General features: G+C 33.3%; 12 protein-coding genes, 2 pseudogenes and 1 riboswitch. Of the genes and pseudogenes, 8 read left to right on the top strand and 6 right to left on the bottom strand.

Annotation, left to right across the window (positions count from 1 at the left end; translation table 11 throughout):
* Positions 1–24 precede the first annotated feature (24 nt).
* Positions 25–127, top strand: a riboswitch (TPP riboswitch).
* From wTpre_RS02090 to wTpre_RS02080, 3 genes are all read left to right on the top strand, one after another.
* A complete protein-coding gene (locus tag wTpre_RS02090) occupies positions 116–370 on the top strand; it encodes a SemiSWEET family transporter (protein WP_083495757.1) in 255 nt (84 codons plus the stop codon). It overlaps the preceding riboswitch by 12 nt.
* A gap of 91 nt (positions 371–461) precedes the next feature.
* A complete protein-coding gene (locus wTpre_RS06460) occupies positions 462–752 on the top strand; it encodes a thiamine diphosphokinase (RefSeq protein ID WP_369665135.1) in 291 nt (96 codons plus the stop codon).
* 455 nt (positions 753–1,207) lie between these two features.
* Positions 1,208–1,684, top strand: a complete 477-nt coding sequence (locus wTpre_RS02080) for a hypothetical protein (RefSeq protein ID WP_068651604.1) — start codon at positions 1,208–1,210, stop codon at positions 1,682–1,684.
* Between the two features lie 450 nt (positions 1,685–2,134).
* Here the strand turns inward: wTpre_RS02080 and wTpre_RS05835 are convergent, their stop codons facing one another.
* From wTpre_RS05835 to wTpre_RS02065, 4 genes are all read right to left on the bottom strand, one after another.
* Positions 2,135–2,323, bottom strand: a complete 189-nt coding sequence (locus wTpre_RS05835; protein ID WP_068651602.1) for a hypothetical protein — start codon at positions 2,321–2,323, stop codon at positions 2,135–2,137.
* Positions 2,304–2,435 (bottom strand): ankyrin repeat domain-containing protein, encoded by a 132-nt coding sequence (locus wTpre_RS05830; RefSeq protein ID WP_179945531.1) that lies wholly within the window; start codon positions 2,433–2,435, stop codon positions 2,304–2,306. The genes wTpre_RS05835 and wTpre_RS05830 overlap by 20 nt, the downstream gene beginning before the upstream one ends.
* Positions 2,436–2,458: 23 nt before the next feature.
* Positions 2,459–2,974 carry a hypothetical protein gene (locus wTpre_RS02070; RefSeq protein WP_068651600.1) on the bottom strand — a complete coding sequence of 172 codons (516 nt, stop codon included), beginning with the start codon at positions 2,972–2,974 and terminating at the stop codon, positions 2,459–2,461.
* A 413-nt stretch (positions 2,975–3,387) separates the two neighbouring features.
* Entirely contained in the window at positions 3,388–4,548 is a 1,161-nt protein-coding gene (locus wTpre_RS02065) for a Bcr/CflA family efflux MFS transporter (protein WP_068651598.1), read from the bottom strand.
* 125 nt (positions 4,549–4,673) lie between these two features.
* Between wTpre_RS02065 and ubiE the strand changes: the two genes are divergently transcribed.
* Positions 4,674–5,372: a bifunctional demethylmenaquinone methyltransferase/2-methoxy-6-polyprenyl-1,4-benzoquinol methylase UbiE gene (gene ubiE / locus wTpre_RS02060; RefSeq protein ID WP_068651596.1), complete on the top strand. Its 699-nt coding sequence runs from the start codon at positions 4,674–4,676 to the stop codon at positions 5,370–5,372.
* A 181-nt stretch (positions 5,373–5,553) separates the two neighbouring features.
* The gene (locus wTpre_RS02055; RefSeq protein ID WP_068651594.1) at positions 5,554–7,251 is read left to right on the top strand and encodes an ABC transporter ATP-binding protein; all 1,698 of its coding nucleotides are present in this window, start codon (positions 5,554–5,556) and stop codon (positions 7,249–7,251) included.
* A 745-nt stretch (positions 7,252–7,996) separates the two neighbouring features.
* Here the strand turns inward: wTpre_RS02055 and wTpre_RS02050 are convergent.
* Both wTpre_RS02050 and wTpre_RS05655 read right to left on the bottom strand, forming a co-directional pair.
* Positions 7,997–8,680, bottom strand: a pseudogene (locus wTpre_RS02050) (transposase); the annotation flags it as partial.
* Positions 8,681–9,809: 1,129 nt separating this feature from the next.
* The gene (locus wTpre_RS05655) at positions 9,810–9,977 is read right to left on the bottom strand and encodes a hypothetical protein (protein ID WP_157055008.1); all 168 of its coding nucleotides are present in this window, start codon (positions 9,975–9,977) and stop codon (positions 9,810–9,812) included.
* 768 nt (positions 9,978–10,745) lie between these two features.
* On the opposite strand from wTpre_RS05655, the pseudogene wTpre_RS02035 reads away from it, so the two are divergent.
* From wTpre_RS02035 to wTpre_RS02025, 3 genes and pseudogenes are all read left to right on the top strand, one after another.
* A pseudogene (locus tag wTpre_RS02035) lies at positions 10,746–11,194 on the top strand (ankyrin repeat domain-containing protein).
* 90 nt (positions 11,195–11,284) lie between these two features.
* Positions 11,285–13,846 (top strand): ATP-dependent chaperone ClpB, encoded by a 2,562-nt coding sequence (gene clpB / locus wTpre_RS02030; RefSeq protein WP_068651590.1) that lies wholly within the window; start codon positions 11,285–11,287, stop codon positions 13,844–13,846.
* Between the two features lie 27 nt (positions 13,847–13,873).
* The gene (locus tag wTpre_RS02025; protein WP_068651588.1) at positions 13,874–18,544 is read left to right on the top strand and encodes an NAD-glutamate dehydrogenase; all 4,671 of its coding nucleotides are present in this window, start codon (positions 13,874–13,876) and stop codon (positions 18,542–18,544) included.

Here is an 18,544-nt window from a genome sequence, read left to right as displayed (position 1 = left end):
AATAGACTAAATGATATTATAAATTACACACATTAGTGGTGCTCTAAAAAAGCTGAGAGTATATAAAGTACAACCTTTTGAACCTGATCTTGTTAAAACAAACGTAGGAAAATGTATGTATATAAATATTGAAGGGTGCTTTGGCTTCATCGCGTTCATTACATCTCTCATTGGGTTATTTCCTCAATTATATAGATCATATATCACAAAACTTACTCGTGACGTACTGATGCTAATGTTGGTTAATTGTCTTATTTGTTCATCATCTTGGATTATTTACGGTATTTGTCAGGGTTTAACTTTCGTGATACTCATTAATATTGCTGGATTAGTGATCAGTATAATATCAATTGTTCAAAAATGTTACTAAGATGCAAAAACTGCACGAAGCGTTTTATAATCATATGATACATTGTAGCGTGGAGCAAGAATATCGTTCTATTGTAGCACTAAATGGATAAATACCTGATTCATCATTTTTTAAACAAGATATACCTGTTATTGCTGTAGATGGAGGAGCAAATAAGCTTCTATCAATTGGCGTAAAACCTGATCTTGTAATAGGAGATTTGGATAGTATAAATCCGAATTTACGTGCTAATTTAAATACAGTATATCTACCTAATCAAGATTATTGCGACTTTTCTAGAGCAATAGCTAACTTAAAAACAGTAAAGTTATTGCCATCAATAGTAACGGGTATTACTGGAGGAGCAATTGATCATATACTACAAAATATTAACTTTTTTTAAGTACAGATAGTATCTTTTATATGCCTTCACCTCCCACGGTGGGGTACGCCTTACAAGAAAGGTATTAGCTATTTTTCCTCTTTGCTAAAAATACTAAAATATCCTTACTTGGTATACCGAAAGCTCAAATATCAACTAAAGGATTACAATGGGAACTGTACCTTAGTAACCTTGCTTTTCCAGGAAAGAATTCTTGCTTTAATCGAAGTTTAGGCGATGAGTTATCTATAGAAATACACAGAGGCGTGTGTTTAGCAATGATATATTTAGAAGCAGTAAATGATGACGTATGTTGAGTTAAAACATTAAGAAAAAAAAAGTAGAAAAATCGTGTTAACACTAATTCTAAAAACTACAGGCGCCTTTTATGAGCTAAAGTAAAGGTCAAATATCTGGAATTCTGGACATAAAATCCTCCTGTATAAAAAAAGATTCAGAATGTACACACAACAGATGTGGCTGAATTCTTATTGAAAAATTGGTTAAAAGATCTGCAGACCAAGATAGATTTTGAGCTCTCTAAATATCTCTACCACCAGTATAATGGCATTTTGAGTATGCGTAAGCAATTTTTCCATCAAAATAAAAAATTTTATTCTACAGAGAATAAAAAGGAGTTTGCTAATTTTCATACTGATCGGATTTCACTACTCAAACCTAGAAACTTTAATGTATTAAGGTATCTGTTCAGGGCAATATGCAAGTCATTGCTCCCTTTCTTGTCATTACATTCACAGCTGTACAAACATTTTGGTTTGTGGGCAATTCGTGTAGCAGACGGTTTCATTCAAGTGCTTGACACTGTAATCCAGATTGGGCCTAAGTTGGTAAACACTTTACAACGTTTTGGATGGAACTCTGTGAAAGGACTGGATGCCAGTGTCAAGCATTGGAATTACACCATTTGCTGTGCAATTTACCTGCAAAAATGAATGTTCGTACAGCTGTGTGCTTGACGCTGAAATCCATTATACTCCGTAAATTTAACTGTGTGCCAGTGTAAGCTACTTTCATAACATCAACTGATTTTTTTTGCATTCCAATTATGCAAGAAATCTATTGTATAACATTATTATTACCCTCTTGATAGTTTGTTATCTCCTCTCCTCCTTAGTTACTTGGTGCAATTATTTAATCAGATTCAGTTGATGGTTCATTAGATCAAAACAACCATAAAAAAATCCATCCAAAAATAATCTTATTAAAGAAAGAGGTTTAATAAGTATACCAAATAAACTACTAAAAAAAAGAGCTTGGCTGTTCTTCATTTGTTGATGATTCACTTCGTGTACTAACACCATTTTGTGTAAGTGTTATGTCAATAGAATGTCCATTATCAGCAGCTTCAATTTTTACATACTTTCCTCTTCTGCACTTATCTCCTATTGTTCTTCCTTTGGGTCTTGCTCTTGTGTAACTGGTTGGACATTACCTTCTTGTCCAGCATCTTCCTCTTGATCTCCTTCACTATCTGTCGATACTGAACTGTCATCAGTTTTTTTTCTGCGGCTTTTTTTTAATAGAGATTTTATTTCTTCTGTTTTAGCTAAATCAAAAGGAGTTTTTTTCATCCTTATCTTTTATATTGATAGCGATTACGTCTACTGCTAATAGAATTTTTACTATGTCTATATGACCATTTTTAGCAGAATAATGTAAAGGGGTCTTTTCACTTTCATCTATTGCATTAACATCTGCCCACTTATCTAGACATCTTCTAGCTGCTGAGAAAAACTGTCCCCAAGCTTAGCAAATAAGTGTAAGGGAGTAGCTTTATATAATTCTAGTTTAATTTCATTAGTACCATTGGGTTTATAAAAATATATTACAGAACTAAATCTTGTTTTATTATTTATATTGGTACCAATCTTTATGAAGTCTAAATCATTTTTAACAAAATCTTTTCCTGATGATTGGTAATGGTCAATGACTTGCTTTTTTATTGACTTATGAGATCTTTTAATATTTTCTATAATTTTATTTCCTTCTTCTTGTGAAAAGCTGAAAGCTAAAGGTTCATTATCTTTATAATCATCAGAAATTGTCGCTTTGAAAAGGGTATAAACTTTATTGATTTGTCTTGAAGATATTTCTTTTTGTGAAAAGTTGAAAGCTGGAGGATACACACTGTAATTAAAACCTTCATATTTAAACTCAAGTGGCCCAGTTCCAATAAATTTTAGATTATGATCCTTTGTTAATTGTGATAAAAATTTTTCCATTTACTTTCATCAAACTCGTTGTAACGATGCCATGAGCAAATTAATACTTTATCTCCAACATCTCCAAATTGTACATGAATACTGTTTGGTTGTTTAAATATATCATTATATTTTTTCCAAAATCATAGGTTTTAAGAACCTCAACTTACATATTATGAACATCATTGCTGATATATTTTAAGAAGATTTCCCTAACTCTGCGAGTCTTTTCAGCTAATCAAACTTTCTTACCCTGATTTAGGGAGCTGTTAAAATGTGTATAATCAATAAAACTGCCACCCTATCTGCACTTTTCTATAGAAATAGTATTATCATGGTACAGTTGCTAATAATCAGTGAACTCTGCAGATAAAGTTCTCTGGATGCCAGCACCACATAACGAAATTACACCTTCATAAGGTTATATAAGAAATCTATTGTAATAAGCCTTCTCTGTGTTTTTCAGTATATTTAAGTAAACTATATATAAGAATTGCAATTATAGAACATGCAACTGTTAACAGTAAATTTGGTAAAATACTATAGTGAAAAAATTTTCCTACTATATATATTCCAATAGCTCCAAACATCATATTGCAGAATGAGAGGACTGCACTACCAAGCCCTATACCCTTGATTGTTTCTAAAGCAGAAGTTACGTTATTGCTGATTACAAGTGCAAGCCCGATATTGCTCGGAATCCAAAGAACTTGAAGAATAAGTACACTTAACTTGTTTGCGAGATAAAAATATACCAATAAACCATCCGATATCATCGGTAATACCAAACCTATTATTAACATCTTGCTCACTCCTATTTTTGGTACGTACCTTCTATTAATTAAAGTTCCAATTATGTAAAATATAACTATGATTGATATGAGATAGCCAAAATATTGTACTTCAACGCCCATTGATTCAAATATGAACGGGTAGTTAGCAATGTATGCCCAAAGCCACATGAAAGTTAATCCATGAATGGTTGAAAATCCAAGGAAACGATAATTCTTAAATATTAATATATACTGCTTGAATATATTAATACTGGCTTTACTTTTATTTACGGTCAGCGTTTCTTGTAGCTTCAAGTAAATAAAAATGAGTATAATAATTGCAGCAAGTGATATGATAAAAAATAAAAACTTCCAACTATAACCACGTGAAATTATATAACTGCCTACCACTGGAGCTATTCCAGGTGAAAGTGCTACTATCATATTTAACTTTGAGATTACTCTTGAGTATTCACTACCTGAGTACATATCCCTGATCGCTGCATATCCGACAACGCCTGCAACACCAGCTCCAGCTCCTTGTATAAACCGGATTAATATTAAAAGTATAATATTATCAGCTATACAACATACAATACTTGCCAAAGTAAAAATTGTCATACCAATCAGCATTATTAGGCGCCTGCCATAATAGTCTGACAATGGGCCATAAATTAATCCAGATATTGCAACTCCTACTAAATTTAAACTGATCGTAAGCTGCGCTATATTACCTTTCACCTTAAAATAGTTGGCAATACTTGGCAATGCAACTGAGTATAAGTCTGTTGCCATATCAACAACTGCTACAGATAATATCATAATAAGAGAGATGATATTTTGTGAAAAAGCTGTCGACACTAATGATTTACTGGATTAAACATGTTTAATTGTAGTATATTTTTCTCATTATTATATTAATTTAACTGCTAATCTCTATATAAAATATGGATAAATCACAATTAGTTAAAGAGGTTTTCGATTCTGTAGCAAATCGCTACGACATTATGAATGATATAATGAGCTTTGGAATGCACAGGCTATGGAAAGAGAAGATGGTAAGTAGTGTGCATTTTAAAAAGAACTCCAAGGTTTTGGATATTGCTGGAGGAACCGGAGATATAGCTATAAGAATAGCAAGAGGTGAACCAAGTACTCAAGTTACAGTATGTGATATAAATCAAAACATGCTGGACAAAGGGCGTGATAAATCAATAAATTCAAATCAGCTAAATTTCAATTGGGTATGTGCAAATGCAGAGAGTTTACCATTTGAAGATTCTGAATTTGATTATTATACAGTAGCTTTTGGTATTCGAAACTTTTCTGACCGTAAAAAGGCTTTAAGTGAAGCATATAGGGTATTGAAGCCAGATGGGAAATTTATTTGCTTGGAGTTTGCCCCTATGCATTATCAAAATGAGATATTCACCAAATTTTATGACTTATACTCATTTAAAGTAATTCCTAAAATTGGTAGCATGGTTGCTAAAGATAAGGGTTCTTACGAATACCTAGTAAGAAGCATAAGAGAATTTCCAACTCAAACTAATTTTAAAATGGAAATTGAAAAGGTAGGCTTTAAGGATGTTGAGTTCTATAATATGAGCTATGGAATAGTGGCGTTACACATTGGAATAAAATGAATATTAAACTATGGTATGCTAATCGTTCCAACAGTTTTTTGCTATCTTACTGTAATTGCGCAGCGTTTTTCCTTAAGTAGAAACCAAGCTAAAGTTTCTTGAACGTATTGCTCTAACGAAGTACACTGTAAACTAATATTGTAACTTTTTTCTGAAGCTAAATACTTAACTTTAAAATAAAATGCGATCTAACATTAAGCAGCTATTTTACTATATAAAACCTAGTCTACATTATTTTAGCATAGCTTTTATTGCAGTTCTATTTTCAGCTTTAACGATTCTTCTTTTTGTTAGGGGCTTAAGCAACATAATTGATTCTGGCGCAGAGCATAACTTTACTACCAAGCTCGTAGTTTCAATACTGATAGTTTTAGGTATTTCTTTCACTGCATTTATTCGGTTATATTTTATTGGCATTGGCAGCGAGAAAGTTATCGCAAGAATCAGATACGACTTATATAGCAGTATCACTGACTTGCAACCGAGTTTCTTTGAGAACACAGGAGTACAAGATGTTATCTCAGCATTAATTAATGATACCTCTGCATTGCAATCGATAATAAACAGCAGCTTACTGACAATATTGAGAAATTCAGTTGTACTGACTGGTAGTGTTGCAATGCTATTATACACAAATCTGCACCTCACTGCATATGCAGCTGCAATAATACCCATACTGCTCATTATCATGACTTCACTTGGAAAAAAAGTTCGCAATTATGCACGCTTCGCTCAGGATAAATTAAGTGAGCTTGCTTCATTTGGTGAGGAAAATTTTAGATCTATAATAACTATCAAATCGTTTGTACTCGAAGAAAATGAAAAAATTCGTTTTCAGAAATATCTAAACTCAGTATCAAAATCATACGTAAAATTAGTACTCTTACGTGCTATTTTAGTAACTATAGTTATCACGTGTGTGATAGGTTCGCTAGTTATTTTGCTTTTTTTTGGAATAAAAGAAGTTTTAAGTAATAATATGACCATTGGAGAACTCTCCTCATTTGTGTTTTATTCAGCGCTTGCTTCAGGGGCTGTAAACAATCTAAGCGATAACATCAGTGATTTGCAACGAGGTCTTGGAATTGTAGAGCGTTTATTTGAATTTATGAACGTGAAAAGCTCTATATTAGATAATGATAATCCTATAAGGATCAATAGTGTTCAAAAAAGAATTTCGTTTAATGATGTAACATTTTTTTATGCTGATAAGCCAGCATTAAATAACGTATCATTTTCTATAGAGGTAGGCCAATCAGTATCAATTGTTGGACCATCTGGAAGTGGCAAGAGCACCATTTTAAAGCTTTTGCTCCGTTTTTACGATCCAAGTGAAGGCAGTATTACTATTGATGGGCATGAAATCAAATCAATTGCGCTAAGTGACCTCAGATCGCTGTTTGGCTTAGTGCCACAAGACCATATGATATTCTCTTGTTCAGTAATGGAAAATATACTATATGGTAAACCAGATGCTGAATATGAAGAGGTGAAGCAAGCAGCTATCAGCGCTTATGCGATGGAATTTATTGATAAGCTGCCTGATAAATTTGATACATTTGTAGGAAAAAGAGGACTGAAACTTTCTGAAGGACAAAAACAACGCATCATAATAGCAAGAGCCATACTCAAAAACCCTCAGGTTTTAATACTGGATGAAGCAACCTCTGCTCTTGATTATAAAAGTGAAAACCTAGTGCAAAAAGCACTTAGCAAGTTGATGCAAAACAGAACAACAATTATAATTACGCACAGGCTATCAACCGCACTCAAAACTGACAAGATTATAGTGATTAATTGCGGGAAAGTAGAAGAAGTGGGAACTCATGATTCTCTAATGAGTAAAGATGGGCTGTATGCAAAATTGGTGAGGACATAGCAAAAACTGAAGGAAATTTTGAGTCGTACTTGTTGGTTGTTATGCTAGATTAATAATAAAAGTTATTAAATCTTTAACTATTTTAACTTGTAATAATACTATAGTATTTTTTAAGGGTTACTATAGTTTATAATTATAGTCATTTCCCAAGATCACCTTGTACGGCTTTCAATTTGCCAACATAGATTGTGCCAATACAAGTTTTACCAGCACCAATTTCGCACTGTGCACAAGCTTCTGCACCTGCATAAGCACCTTGTGCTACTAATTTGTGTCACAATCATTTTAACTCATATCATAACTATTATGATACGTGTTACAATCCTTGTGATACGTTTGATTTTTTCTGCTAAGAGATTAGATTTAAATCACTAACAAACGTACGTTCTTTCACTTTTGATATACGTACTTCCAATAGCACATGGTTTCCCATGTGCTTCACATTTTACTTTAAAATACAATAAATTTGACTACTGACAGCTTTTTCTTGAAATCTTAGCAGCATTTTGCTGTGGAAAAGCTTTTCAATGCGAATATCTTCTATATTAAAATCGTATTTTGAAATATACTGTAAGTTTGTATATGCTATTTTTGACATTAGAGTTATTAAATCATTAACTTTTTTATCATATAATCATCTAATGGTTATTTTTTAAAGTATTCTTATGAATTATAATTTTCCTCATCTCCACGTGTTGGTTCATACATTCCTACGCGCACAGCTTGCACAACCATACGCGTCAAGTTAAGGGAAAATGAGCAAATTTAGTGCACTCAAATTTGATATTCTTGTTTTTCTATATTTGTCTTTTAAGGAGAATTTTGACCAGGTTGAGGCGAGTTTTTTTTTGAGGAAAATTTGTATCTTACTGACTACACAATTTAATGTTAAGAATAGCTCTCTAACTTGCCTTTTAAGCTCAATAAATTCCTTTATTAGACTAAGTTCTGTACCCTTTTTTAGTTCTGTACAACCAACCATTCCATGAAATATAATAATTGCGCGCAATTTAGCGTATAGTTTACATAATACTCTGTATGGTTTTCCTTTAAATTCGTCAAGCCTGATGTGACTCTTATACAATTTAAATAATAATTCAATCTGCCATCTTACTCGGTAAATTATTAATACCTGCTCAGCACTAATTTTATTTTCTAGAACGTTAGTTATGAATATTAACCAATCCAGCAATTTTTGATTCTTTTGAGAAGATGTATATCCATTTGATTTTGCTAACCTATTAGCACTTCTTCTAATTATAGACTGTTCTTCAGTTAATTTTTGACATATAATTCTCACTTTAATTTTTATTTCTTTTCCTAACAGCACCTCATTTTCTAGAAACAATTTATCCTCTAAACATTCTAATAACTCTATTTTTTGATTTGTTTATATACCATATATGGTGGTATCAGATTTATAACGACTTTTTCTTATCAAAAAAACACCGTAAAACCCCATCCTTCAGGGCGGGGATATAAAGCGGAAGTGGGTATTGACACCGAATATGCACAAAAGCACAATAGATTTAGCGGCAGGGTATGCCGTGTTGTGCCTATGGAGGGGATAGTGCATTTAGCCTCCCGATAAAGCAGTAACCGACCTAGATGATTCAGACTTCGGTCTGAACGTGGTAGGAATCCTTGGTCTTTAGGGCGGGGAGGATATCAACACACGAAGGCACCTGCCCTTCCTTTTTAACAAAAAATATCTATATATCTATTATAATATATGTAAATGCATATTATGCAAAATATAAGTAAGGTTATGCGCTGCTTAAACTTCTCTAATTAGTGAGACTCAACTATAAGAGTAGCTTGTATAAAAAAGAAGATACTTAGTATCTTCTTTTTTATAGTTGCATTAGATTTAGATCTGATGACAACTAAGATAAATCGTTCAGACCTTCCTGGAGATGAGACGTAATAGAATGTAATTAATCACTAAATTTTACATCCTGTTCAAAGCTCCAATCACTTTCCCTACATTTACTCATGCATGCATTACGTAGTTCGTTATTATCCTAATGACTTTTAGGACATGAGCGTATGCAATGGTAATATTGTTTATACGATTATTTTCTAGTATTATATGCAGCAGCACTTTTTGTATTGCTTTTCATAATACTCTCCTTAATTAAAAAAATAGTATAATATTAACATGTAATTATAAATTTTATACTAAATATAGTATATCTTCTTTTTAGAATAACATAAAAATCAAACTACCCATACCCTCTCCTAGCATTTAGTTAACCAGCAATCATTTATCGCTCTGACGTAAGAAGTGTAGCCACTGCCAAGTATAGCCTTCCCAGCCTTTATTGAATAGCGAGTAGATATGGGAGGCTTTATTGAATTGCAAGGAATAAAGAGGAGTAATGAAAGGAATTTACGAGGCAAATTTAAAAATAGGCACACCTATATCAGTAAAGTTATTAATCAAATAGCATTTTAAAAGCACCTCTTGAGAGAGATTTACCTCAGATTTATTTTTAAAACTAAATCCAAATGTTTTTTTTGAGTCTCAGGAAAAAATCTCGATACGTGAACGTATTTCATACCTTATCTTCTTTCTCCAGTGGGTAAGTTTGCCTTATAGTAATGTTGTTGTTTCTTTCTGATAGAGAATATATATTGCTGCAGATTTTTGCATTTTTTCTTGGCTTTATGATGGGTTTTAAAATTGTATTGATTGCATAACTTATATGAATTATCTGTATCATAAGCTCCATCTGCACGCAGAGACTTAATCTTATAGATATAACCCATTTCCTTTGGTTTTTAGATGCTATCATGTGAAAGAAAATTAGTATTTCGAATTTCTATTGCCTTTTTGCTGTTTATGTCCAGAGCAACATGTAGCTTTCTTATTTGATATGTACCATTATATTTCCTTATCTTGGCGTTATTTTTGTTATGTTGAGTGCTGTGACTATAAATATGCATTATAGTACTATCTATAGCAATTCAATATTCTCTATGTCATTTTTATTTGTTCTGTGGTTACATAATTTTAAAATAAGTTTGACGAGAATCTTGTGAATACTTGGTGATTCTTCACTATACTTTGTAAATATCTTTTTATAAATCCAACTGCTTGCCTTAAGCCTATTCTAAATAGATTAACGACTATATGTACTGCAATAACAATCTTATCGCTATAAATCTCCAGGAACTTTTTCTGAACTTTCGTACTAGTTTTCTATAGCTTCATCGATAAAATGAAAGACATTTCCTCTTTTTTCTAAAAATTGATTATACTCTTTAATGATTACTGACTTTCGTCTTCTTTGGCATATACTCTACAAAATGTTCATTTCTTAATAAAGTAACCATTTTCTTTAGATTTTCTCCCTTTTTTCTCCCATCTCTACTCGCTATGCAACAAAGCTAACTCGGGTTACCTTACTGTGTTGTCAGCATTTTTGAGTAAGTAATGTTAATAAAAAAATGAGTAAAATGATCTTTTTAATCTTAAAAAGATGTTGAATATGGATAAATTGAGTCAAGATACAAAAAACAAGCTGCGTTTTTGGTGGCTTATAACAGTAATAGTGTGCATTATTGTTACGTTACGCATTGCTTCTCAAAATTGTGACTTAGAAATTGTAAAATTCTCAGTAAAAAATTTATTAGATACTGATACACACATGCCTAAGTTAACTGCGTTACATCACGCTGCAGAAGGGAATGTTTAGAGATAGTTAGGTTTTTAATAGATGAGGGAGTTAACGTAAACATTATTAACAAGTATGTAAGCGCAGCACTACATAATGCTGCATATTATGGTGATTTAAGGATTATCAGATTTTTGCTAGAAAAAGGCGCTAATCCTAACGTTATAAACGATGATAAAAAAACTAGAAATGTAGCTGTGTTAAGGTCAAGGCATAACAAAGATAAGCCCTACGATCAAATATTCAACCACTATGGATTTTAATCCATAGTGGTTGAATGCTGAATGACTTTAAGTTTGAAATTGAGAAAGTAGTTGTTATATATATCATCAAGTATGAGTTAAATTTGTATTATGGACTTGAATAAATTTACCGAAAAAGCAAAAAGCCTAATCCAGAGCGCTCAAATGAAAGCATTGGGAGCTGGGCATCAGATTTTTATGCCTGAACATTTACTTAAAGTAATGCTTGAAGATGAGTCAGGTTTAGTTCAGGCTTTGATAGCTACTTGTGGTGGAAATATTCAGAATATTTCTGATGCTGTGAATAGTACAATTAAAAAGTTTCCAGTGGTTGGAGGACCAGGTAGTGGTGGACTTCAGCTTTCAAGAGAGGTAGCAAAAGTTTTTGATGATTCAATTGGTATTGCGAGGAGAAATAAAGACACATTTGTTACTGTTGAGCGGTTGTTGCAGGGCCTTGCTGCACAAAAAGATGAAATTGTAGGTAAAATTTTAGCAGAAAGTGGTGTAACACCGCAAAAATTAAATTCAGTCATTGCAGAAATGAGAAAAGGTGGCAGTGCAGACTCTCTAAATAGCGAGGAAAAATTAAATGCGGCAAAGAGGTATACAAAAGATATTACAGAGCTTGCTATGCAAGGTAAGCTTGATCCTGTAATTGGTCGTGATGAGGAAATCAGGAGAACTATGCAGGTATCGTTGAGGCGAACAAAAAATAATCCAGTACTGATAGGTGAACCTGGTGTTGGAAAAACTGCAATAGTTGAAGGTTTAGCAAACAGAATTGTTGCAAATGATGTACCACTTGGTTTGCATGATGCAAAAGTTTTAGCTTTGGATCTTGGTGCATTAATTGCTGGAACAAAATTTAGAGGGGAGTTTGAAGAGAGGCTAAAAGCAGTGATTAATGAGATTTCAAAAGCAGAGGGAAAAGTTATTTTATTTATAGACGAGCTTCATACTTTAGTGGGAGCAGGAGGGACAAGTGGTGCGATGGATGCTTCAAATTTGCTCAAGCCTGCTCTTGCGCGTGGAGAAATTCGCTGTATAGGGGCTACAACTTTGGATGAGTATCGTCAACATATAGAGAAAGACCCTGCGCTTGCAAGGCGTTTTCAGCCTGTGTTTATTTCTCAACCGACTGAGACTGATACTATTTCAATACTGAGGGGTTTGAAGGAGAGGTATGAGGTGCACCATGGTATTAGAATCACAGATGGTGCGATAATCGCTGCTGCAACGCTTTCTAATAGATATATAACAGATAGGTTTTTACCTGATAAAGCGATCGATTTAATTGATGAAGCAGCAAGTAGGGTTAGAATTGAAATGGACAGCAAGCCTGAGGTTGTTGATGAGCTTGAAAGAAAGATTATACAGCTGAAAATTGAGTCAGAGGCTTTGAAAAAAGAAAGTGATGAAGGCTCTAAGCAACGTTTAAAAAAGATAAATGAGGAAATTGAGAGTCTAAACAGTAAATTTGCTGACTTAAGCAGTAGATGGCAGATGGAGAAGAATAAAATAGCTAAAATACAAGAAACTGCTGAAAAATTGGATAACGCCAGGAAAGAGCTAGAATTGGCTCAGCGCAATGGAAATTTAGGAAGGGCAGGGGAGTTGATGTATGGTGTGATTCCTCAACTTGAAAATGAGTTAAAAAATCAGGAAAAAGTTACTGATAGTTTCCTAAAGAAAGAAGTTACTGAGAGTGATATTGCAAATATTGTTTCAAAATGGACAGGCATTCCAGTTGATAACATGATGAATAGTGAAAAGGAAAAGCTCCTTAACATGGAAAATGAAATAGGAAAAAGAGTAATAGGGCAGAGAGATGCAATTGAAGCGATAAGTAATGCAGTAAGGCGCTCCCGTTCTGGTGTTCAGGATACCAATCGACCTTTTGGTTCATTTTTATTCTTAGGTCCAACCGGAGTTGGAAAAACAGAGTTAGCAAAATCTCTTGCCAAATTTTTGTTTGATGATCAATCAGCACTTCTACGCTTTGATATGTCAGAGTATATGGAAAAACACTCCGTTTCAAAGTTAATTGGTGCGCCTCCAGGATATGTTGGTTATGAACAAGGTGGCAGATTAACTGAAGCAGTAAGGAGAAGACCATATCAGGTAATTTTGTTTGATGAGATAGAAAAGGCAAATCCAGATATATTTAATATATTACTGCAGATTTTGGATGAAGGTAGACTCACTGATAGCCATGGCAAATTAATTGATTTTCGCAATACTATACTGATTTTAACTTCTAACCTTGGCGCTGAGATAATGCTAAGAGGAACTACCGAATCTGTGAAAGATGAGGTGATAAAAATAGTTAAGTCAGAGTTTCGTCCAGAATTTTTAAATAGACTGGATGAAATTGTTATATTCCATAGCTTAACCAAAGATGACATTGATAAAATTATAGATGTTCAATTATCTTATTTACAAAAGATGCTCGCTAAGCGTAAACTGAGTATTAGTTTATCGCAAGAAGCTAAAGAACTAATAGCACAAACTGGATATGACCCTGAATATGGAGCGCGTCCTCTGAAAAGGATAATACAAGAATGCATTCAGAATAATCTAGCTAAGTTAGTTTTATCTGGGGAGATAGTAGAAGGAGATGAGCTAATAGTGTATACTTCCGGTAACGAAATCTTAGTTGAAAAGATCTAGATTCGCTGTGTATTTTTGTTTTGAAAAATGTGTATAAATCATAATGTTAATGTTGAGTCTTTATTTAAGCTAGTTGATCAAGGGAATAAAAAAGAGAAAGAAAAAATTAAAGAGTTTATACAGTACTTTTATAATTTTGTTTATAATAGTGACCTAAAAGTCAACGATAAATTTCTTTTATACATTGCAGAAGATGCATACAACTTCATTCTTAAAAAAGAAAAAGAAGAAAGTAAGTTGGCAGTAAGTAATGTAAATGATATTTCAGGAATAGAAGGCAATTTCACTATAATTAAAATCACAAATTATGATATGCCCTTTTTAGTGGACTCTGTCATTTCCACTATTAAGTCACACGGTTTAACTATATGCTATTATAGTAACAGCATAATTAATGTTCAAAGAAAAAATAGCCTAATAGATAAAATTCATCTTTTGGAAGAAAGTAATGGAATCAAAGAGTCAGTAATATATGTAATTATTAAAGGCATAAGTGGTAGCTTTGTTGATGCACTAGAAGAATCTCTACGAAAGACGCTAAAAGCAGTCAAATGCGTTGTAAAGGACTGGCAATTGATGCTCAAGAAGCTTCTTGAGCATCCGGCATTGGATGCTGTAGGCAGAGATTTTCTAGCTTGGTTGAAAAATAACAATTTTGTATTTTTAGGTTATCAAGAATATATTGCTAATAAAGAAGGAAAGCTTGCTCTAAGTGGTAAGGAGAGCCTCGGGTTAATGAGAGCAAGTCAAGGGTACCAAAATTCATCAATTTCTTCTGAAAGCTTGAATCCTTTATACATACTAAGATCAGACCTAATCTCAATAGTTCATCGGCGTACCTATATGAATTGTATAGGAGTGAAAGAATTTAATGATCAGGGTGATGTAATAAGGGAACAGCATTTTTTCGGGCTATTTACTTCTATAGCAGAAGTGCAAGATATTCGAACTATTCCGTTAATAAAGGATAAGGTTACAATAATAGAAAAAAAGGCAGGATTTGTTCCTGGTGGCCATAACAATAAAGCTTTAATTTCCATTTTACAGGCATTTTCTTGTGACGAATTATTCCAATCAAATGAAGACGAGTTATTTGAAACTTGCACCTCGATCATGTCTCTTGCGATTAGACCAAGAGTCAAGTTATTTTTGAGAAAGCTAGGGAACTTTATTAGTTGCGTAGTGCTGATACCGATGCGTTATGCTAGCGCTAGGCTAATGTTCAAGATACGTGATATATTGAAGGATGAAACAAGTTCAGGAAGTTCAGATATTTATAACAATCACATTATCAATGAATATGATCTAATGAAATTACATGTAGTGCTAAAGGCCAAAAATGCTAGCGTTCTTGATTATGAAGTTTTGCGTATCGAAAACAAATTAAGAAACATTACGGAAAAGTGGGAAGATCGTTTTATAGACAATTTATATAATACTTTTAGCACTGTTGAGGATGTATTCATCCGCTATTCCAATGCATTTCCGGCAAGCTATCAAGAGAATTTTGAACCTTATGATGCATATTACGACATGAAAAAATTGGAGATAGTAAGGAAGAAAGGGGTAAGTGAGGTTGATTTGAGACTTACTTGTGACAATCTTAACTATCAGTTAAAAGTTTATACTCCAAGTAATGGTGGTCTTGAATTATCAAAGATATTAAAAATTACTAAGAATTTGGGAGCAAAAATTCTATCTCATAACGGTTATTATATGGAAATCAATGGTGGAGTATGGATACACCACTTTGTGTTGTCAAGAGTCGATGAGTTAATAAGTGACATTACTCTGAAAGAGCAATTTGAAATAACGCTTGCAAAAGTGTTCAACAAGGAAATTAAAAATGACTATTTCAACAGTTTGATCATTATTGCTGGGCTCAAATGGAAGGAAGTGCTTCTTATTAGGGTGCTAAGTGCCTATCTAAAGCAGGCGTTATTTAACTATAACCCAGAATATATCCAAAAAGTGGTCTCAGAGTACCCAAAAATAGTGAAATATCTGATACAGCTATTTCGTGCAAGATTCAATCCTAATATAGATATTGATAGAGCAGAAACTACTAACATTTTCCAGGAAAAAATTGAAGAACTACTAAAAGAAATCAGCAACGTTTCACATGATTACGTTTTGCGTTCGATATTTAACTTGATAATGGCAATTTTGAGAACCAGTTATTATCAAGATGATAAGCCATACTTATCTATCAAATTTGATTTAAGTAAAATAAATGGTTTACCTGACCCGCGCCCATACCGTGAATTGTATGTTTATTCAAACCTTTTTGAGGGAATACATCTAAGAGGAGGGAAGTTGGCTCGTGGTGGTTTGAGATGGTCGGATAGAACGGAAGATTTTCGCACTGAAGTTTTGGGACTCATGAAAGCCCAGATGACAAAAAATGCGGTCATTGTACCTGTTGGCGCAAAGGGTGGGTTTGTAATAAAGCAAGTTTATAAAGACAAAAACATTTTAAGGGAGAAAGGTGTTGAATGCTATAAGAATTTCATCAGAGGAATGCTTGATATTACTGATAATGTAGTTGATGGCAAAATAACTCCACCAGAAAATGTGATTAGGTATGACGAAGATGATCCATATTTGGTAGTTGCAGCAGATAAAGGAACTGCTTCATTTTCTGATTATGCAAACGAAATATCCTCTGAATATAACTTTTGGCTCGAAGATGCATTTGCATCTGGTGGATCAGCAGGTTATGACCACAAAAAGATGGGTATTACAGCAAGAGGTGCATGGATTGCAGCACAACGCCATTTTTGGAGAATGAATAAGGATATTTACCAGGATACAACTGTTATTGGAATTGGAGATATGGCTGGCGATCTATTTGGGAACGGCATGCTGCTTTCAAGAAATATGAGTTTAATTGGAGCATTTAATCATATGCATATTTTTGTTGATCCAAATCCTGATGCGGAAAAGAGTTTCGTGGAGCGTAAACGGCTATTTGAATTACCGTTTTCCACTTGGATGGATTACAATAGAGATTTGATTTCTCATGGTGGCGGGATATTTGAACGTAGTAGCAAACAAGTAGAAATTTCTCAAGAAATGAAAAAGTGCTTTGATATAACGGAAGATACGTTATCTCCAAATGATTTGATTCGATATTTGCTCAAGGCAAAAGTGGATTTCATATGGAATGGAGGAATTGGCACCTTTGTTAAGGCAAAAAGTGAAAGCCATGGCATGGTTGGCGATAAAGCAAATGATGAATTAAGAGTAAACGGTCATGATATTAGAGCTTCTATGTTTATAGAGGGTGGCAACCTTGGTTGCACGCAGCTTGGAAGGGTAGAATATGCTAAAATAGGTGGGTATATCAATGCAGATTTTATTGATAATTCAGCAGGAGTAATATGTTCTGATCTTGAAGTTAACATCAAGATTGCTTTTGTTGCAATTATGAAAGAAGGGGGAATTTCTTTGGAAAAAAGGAATGAAATACTGTCTAGCATGATAGATGAAGTTGCATCTAAGGTACTTGAAAATCATAACGTGATTGAAACAAAAGCATTGCTTCTTGAGTGCTTGCAAGCTAAAGAAAAGTTGGAGGATCACCATAGATTATTACTCAGTTTAGAAAAATCTGGGCTGTTAAACCGAAGAGTAGAATTTCTTCCAACTGAAGAAGAGATAGCAAGGATGTTAACTGGTGCAGAAGGTTTCAGTTCTCCTCAGCTCTCTGTTCTAATGTCTTATGCTAGAACGAGAATAAAAAATGAAATTATACATTCCGATCTGTCTGAAAAAGATCTTATATCTCATAACTACTTGCTAGGTTATTTTCCTAAAAAGATGGTAACAAAATTTAAGGATTACATATTGAAACACCAACTTCGCAGGGAAATTATTTCTACTTGCATTGCAAATGATGTAATAAATAAGATGGGCTGTATGTTTATTAATAACTTGGTTGAGAGTACTGCAATTAGAGTACATGAAGCAGTTAACATATATATTGTCGTGAATCACCTATATAATTTAAATAGCCTTTGGCATGAAATTGATGAATTGGACGGCAAAATTGATGTCGATTTGTATTTACAAATAGTGAGAAATGTACAAAAATCTGTTTGTAGAGTGTCATTTTGGTTAGTAAAAAATCTTGGTCAACTTAATCTTACAGAACTAGATGATGTTACAAAATTTAGGGGTACAATTGAAACTTTAGGCCATGATGTTCTAGATGATCGCCTGTTAAAGATCTATAATCATGGGTTGATCTCTTTGGTAGAGCTTAACATAAATAAAGGTCTAGCAAAAAAGGTTGCTGATTTACGTATTCTTATTTATGCGTTGGACGTTATATCTGTTGCTGAACAGACATCTTTATCAATCTTTGAAGCTGGTAGAATATACTTTAAATTAAAGTCGCTGCTAAGGTTTGATATGATTAGAACAATTGCTGTCAAGATTAAAAGCCATTCTTCTTATTGGGATCGCAGCTTAATTAATGATTTATTAGATGATTTAAGCAATTATCATCATAAGCTAGCTGTTAAAGTTATAAAAGCTACTGATAATCATGTAGATAAGGTTCAAACTTGGGCTCTTAGTGATAAGGACTATATAGAGAGTTACAATAGATTTTTAGATGAGATGGTTGCTTCTAAACTTGATTTAAGTAAATTAATACTCATAATCAGGAGAGTTAAAGTACTTGCTTCATAG

The sequence above is a fragment of the Wolbachia endosymbiont of Trichogramma pretiosum genome, from assembly GCF_001439985.1.
Lineage (GTDB): Bacteria > Pseudomonadota > Alphaproteobacteria > Rickettsiales > Anaplasmataceae > Wolbachia.
Note: the sequence above shows the minus strand (reverse complement) of the source record. Positions and strands in the feature narration are given on the sequence as shown.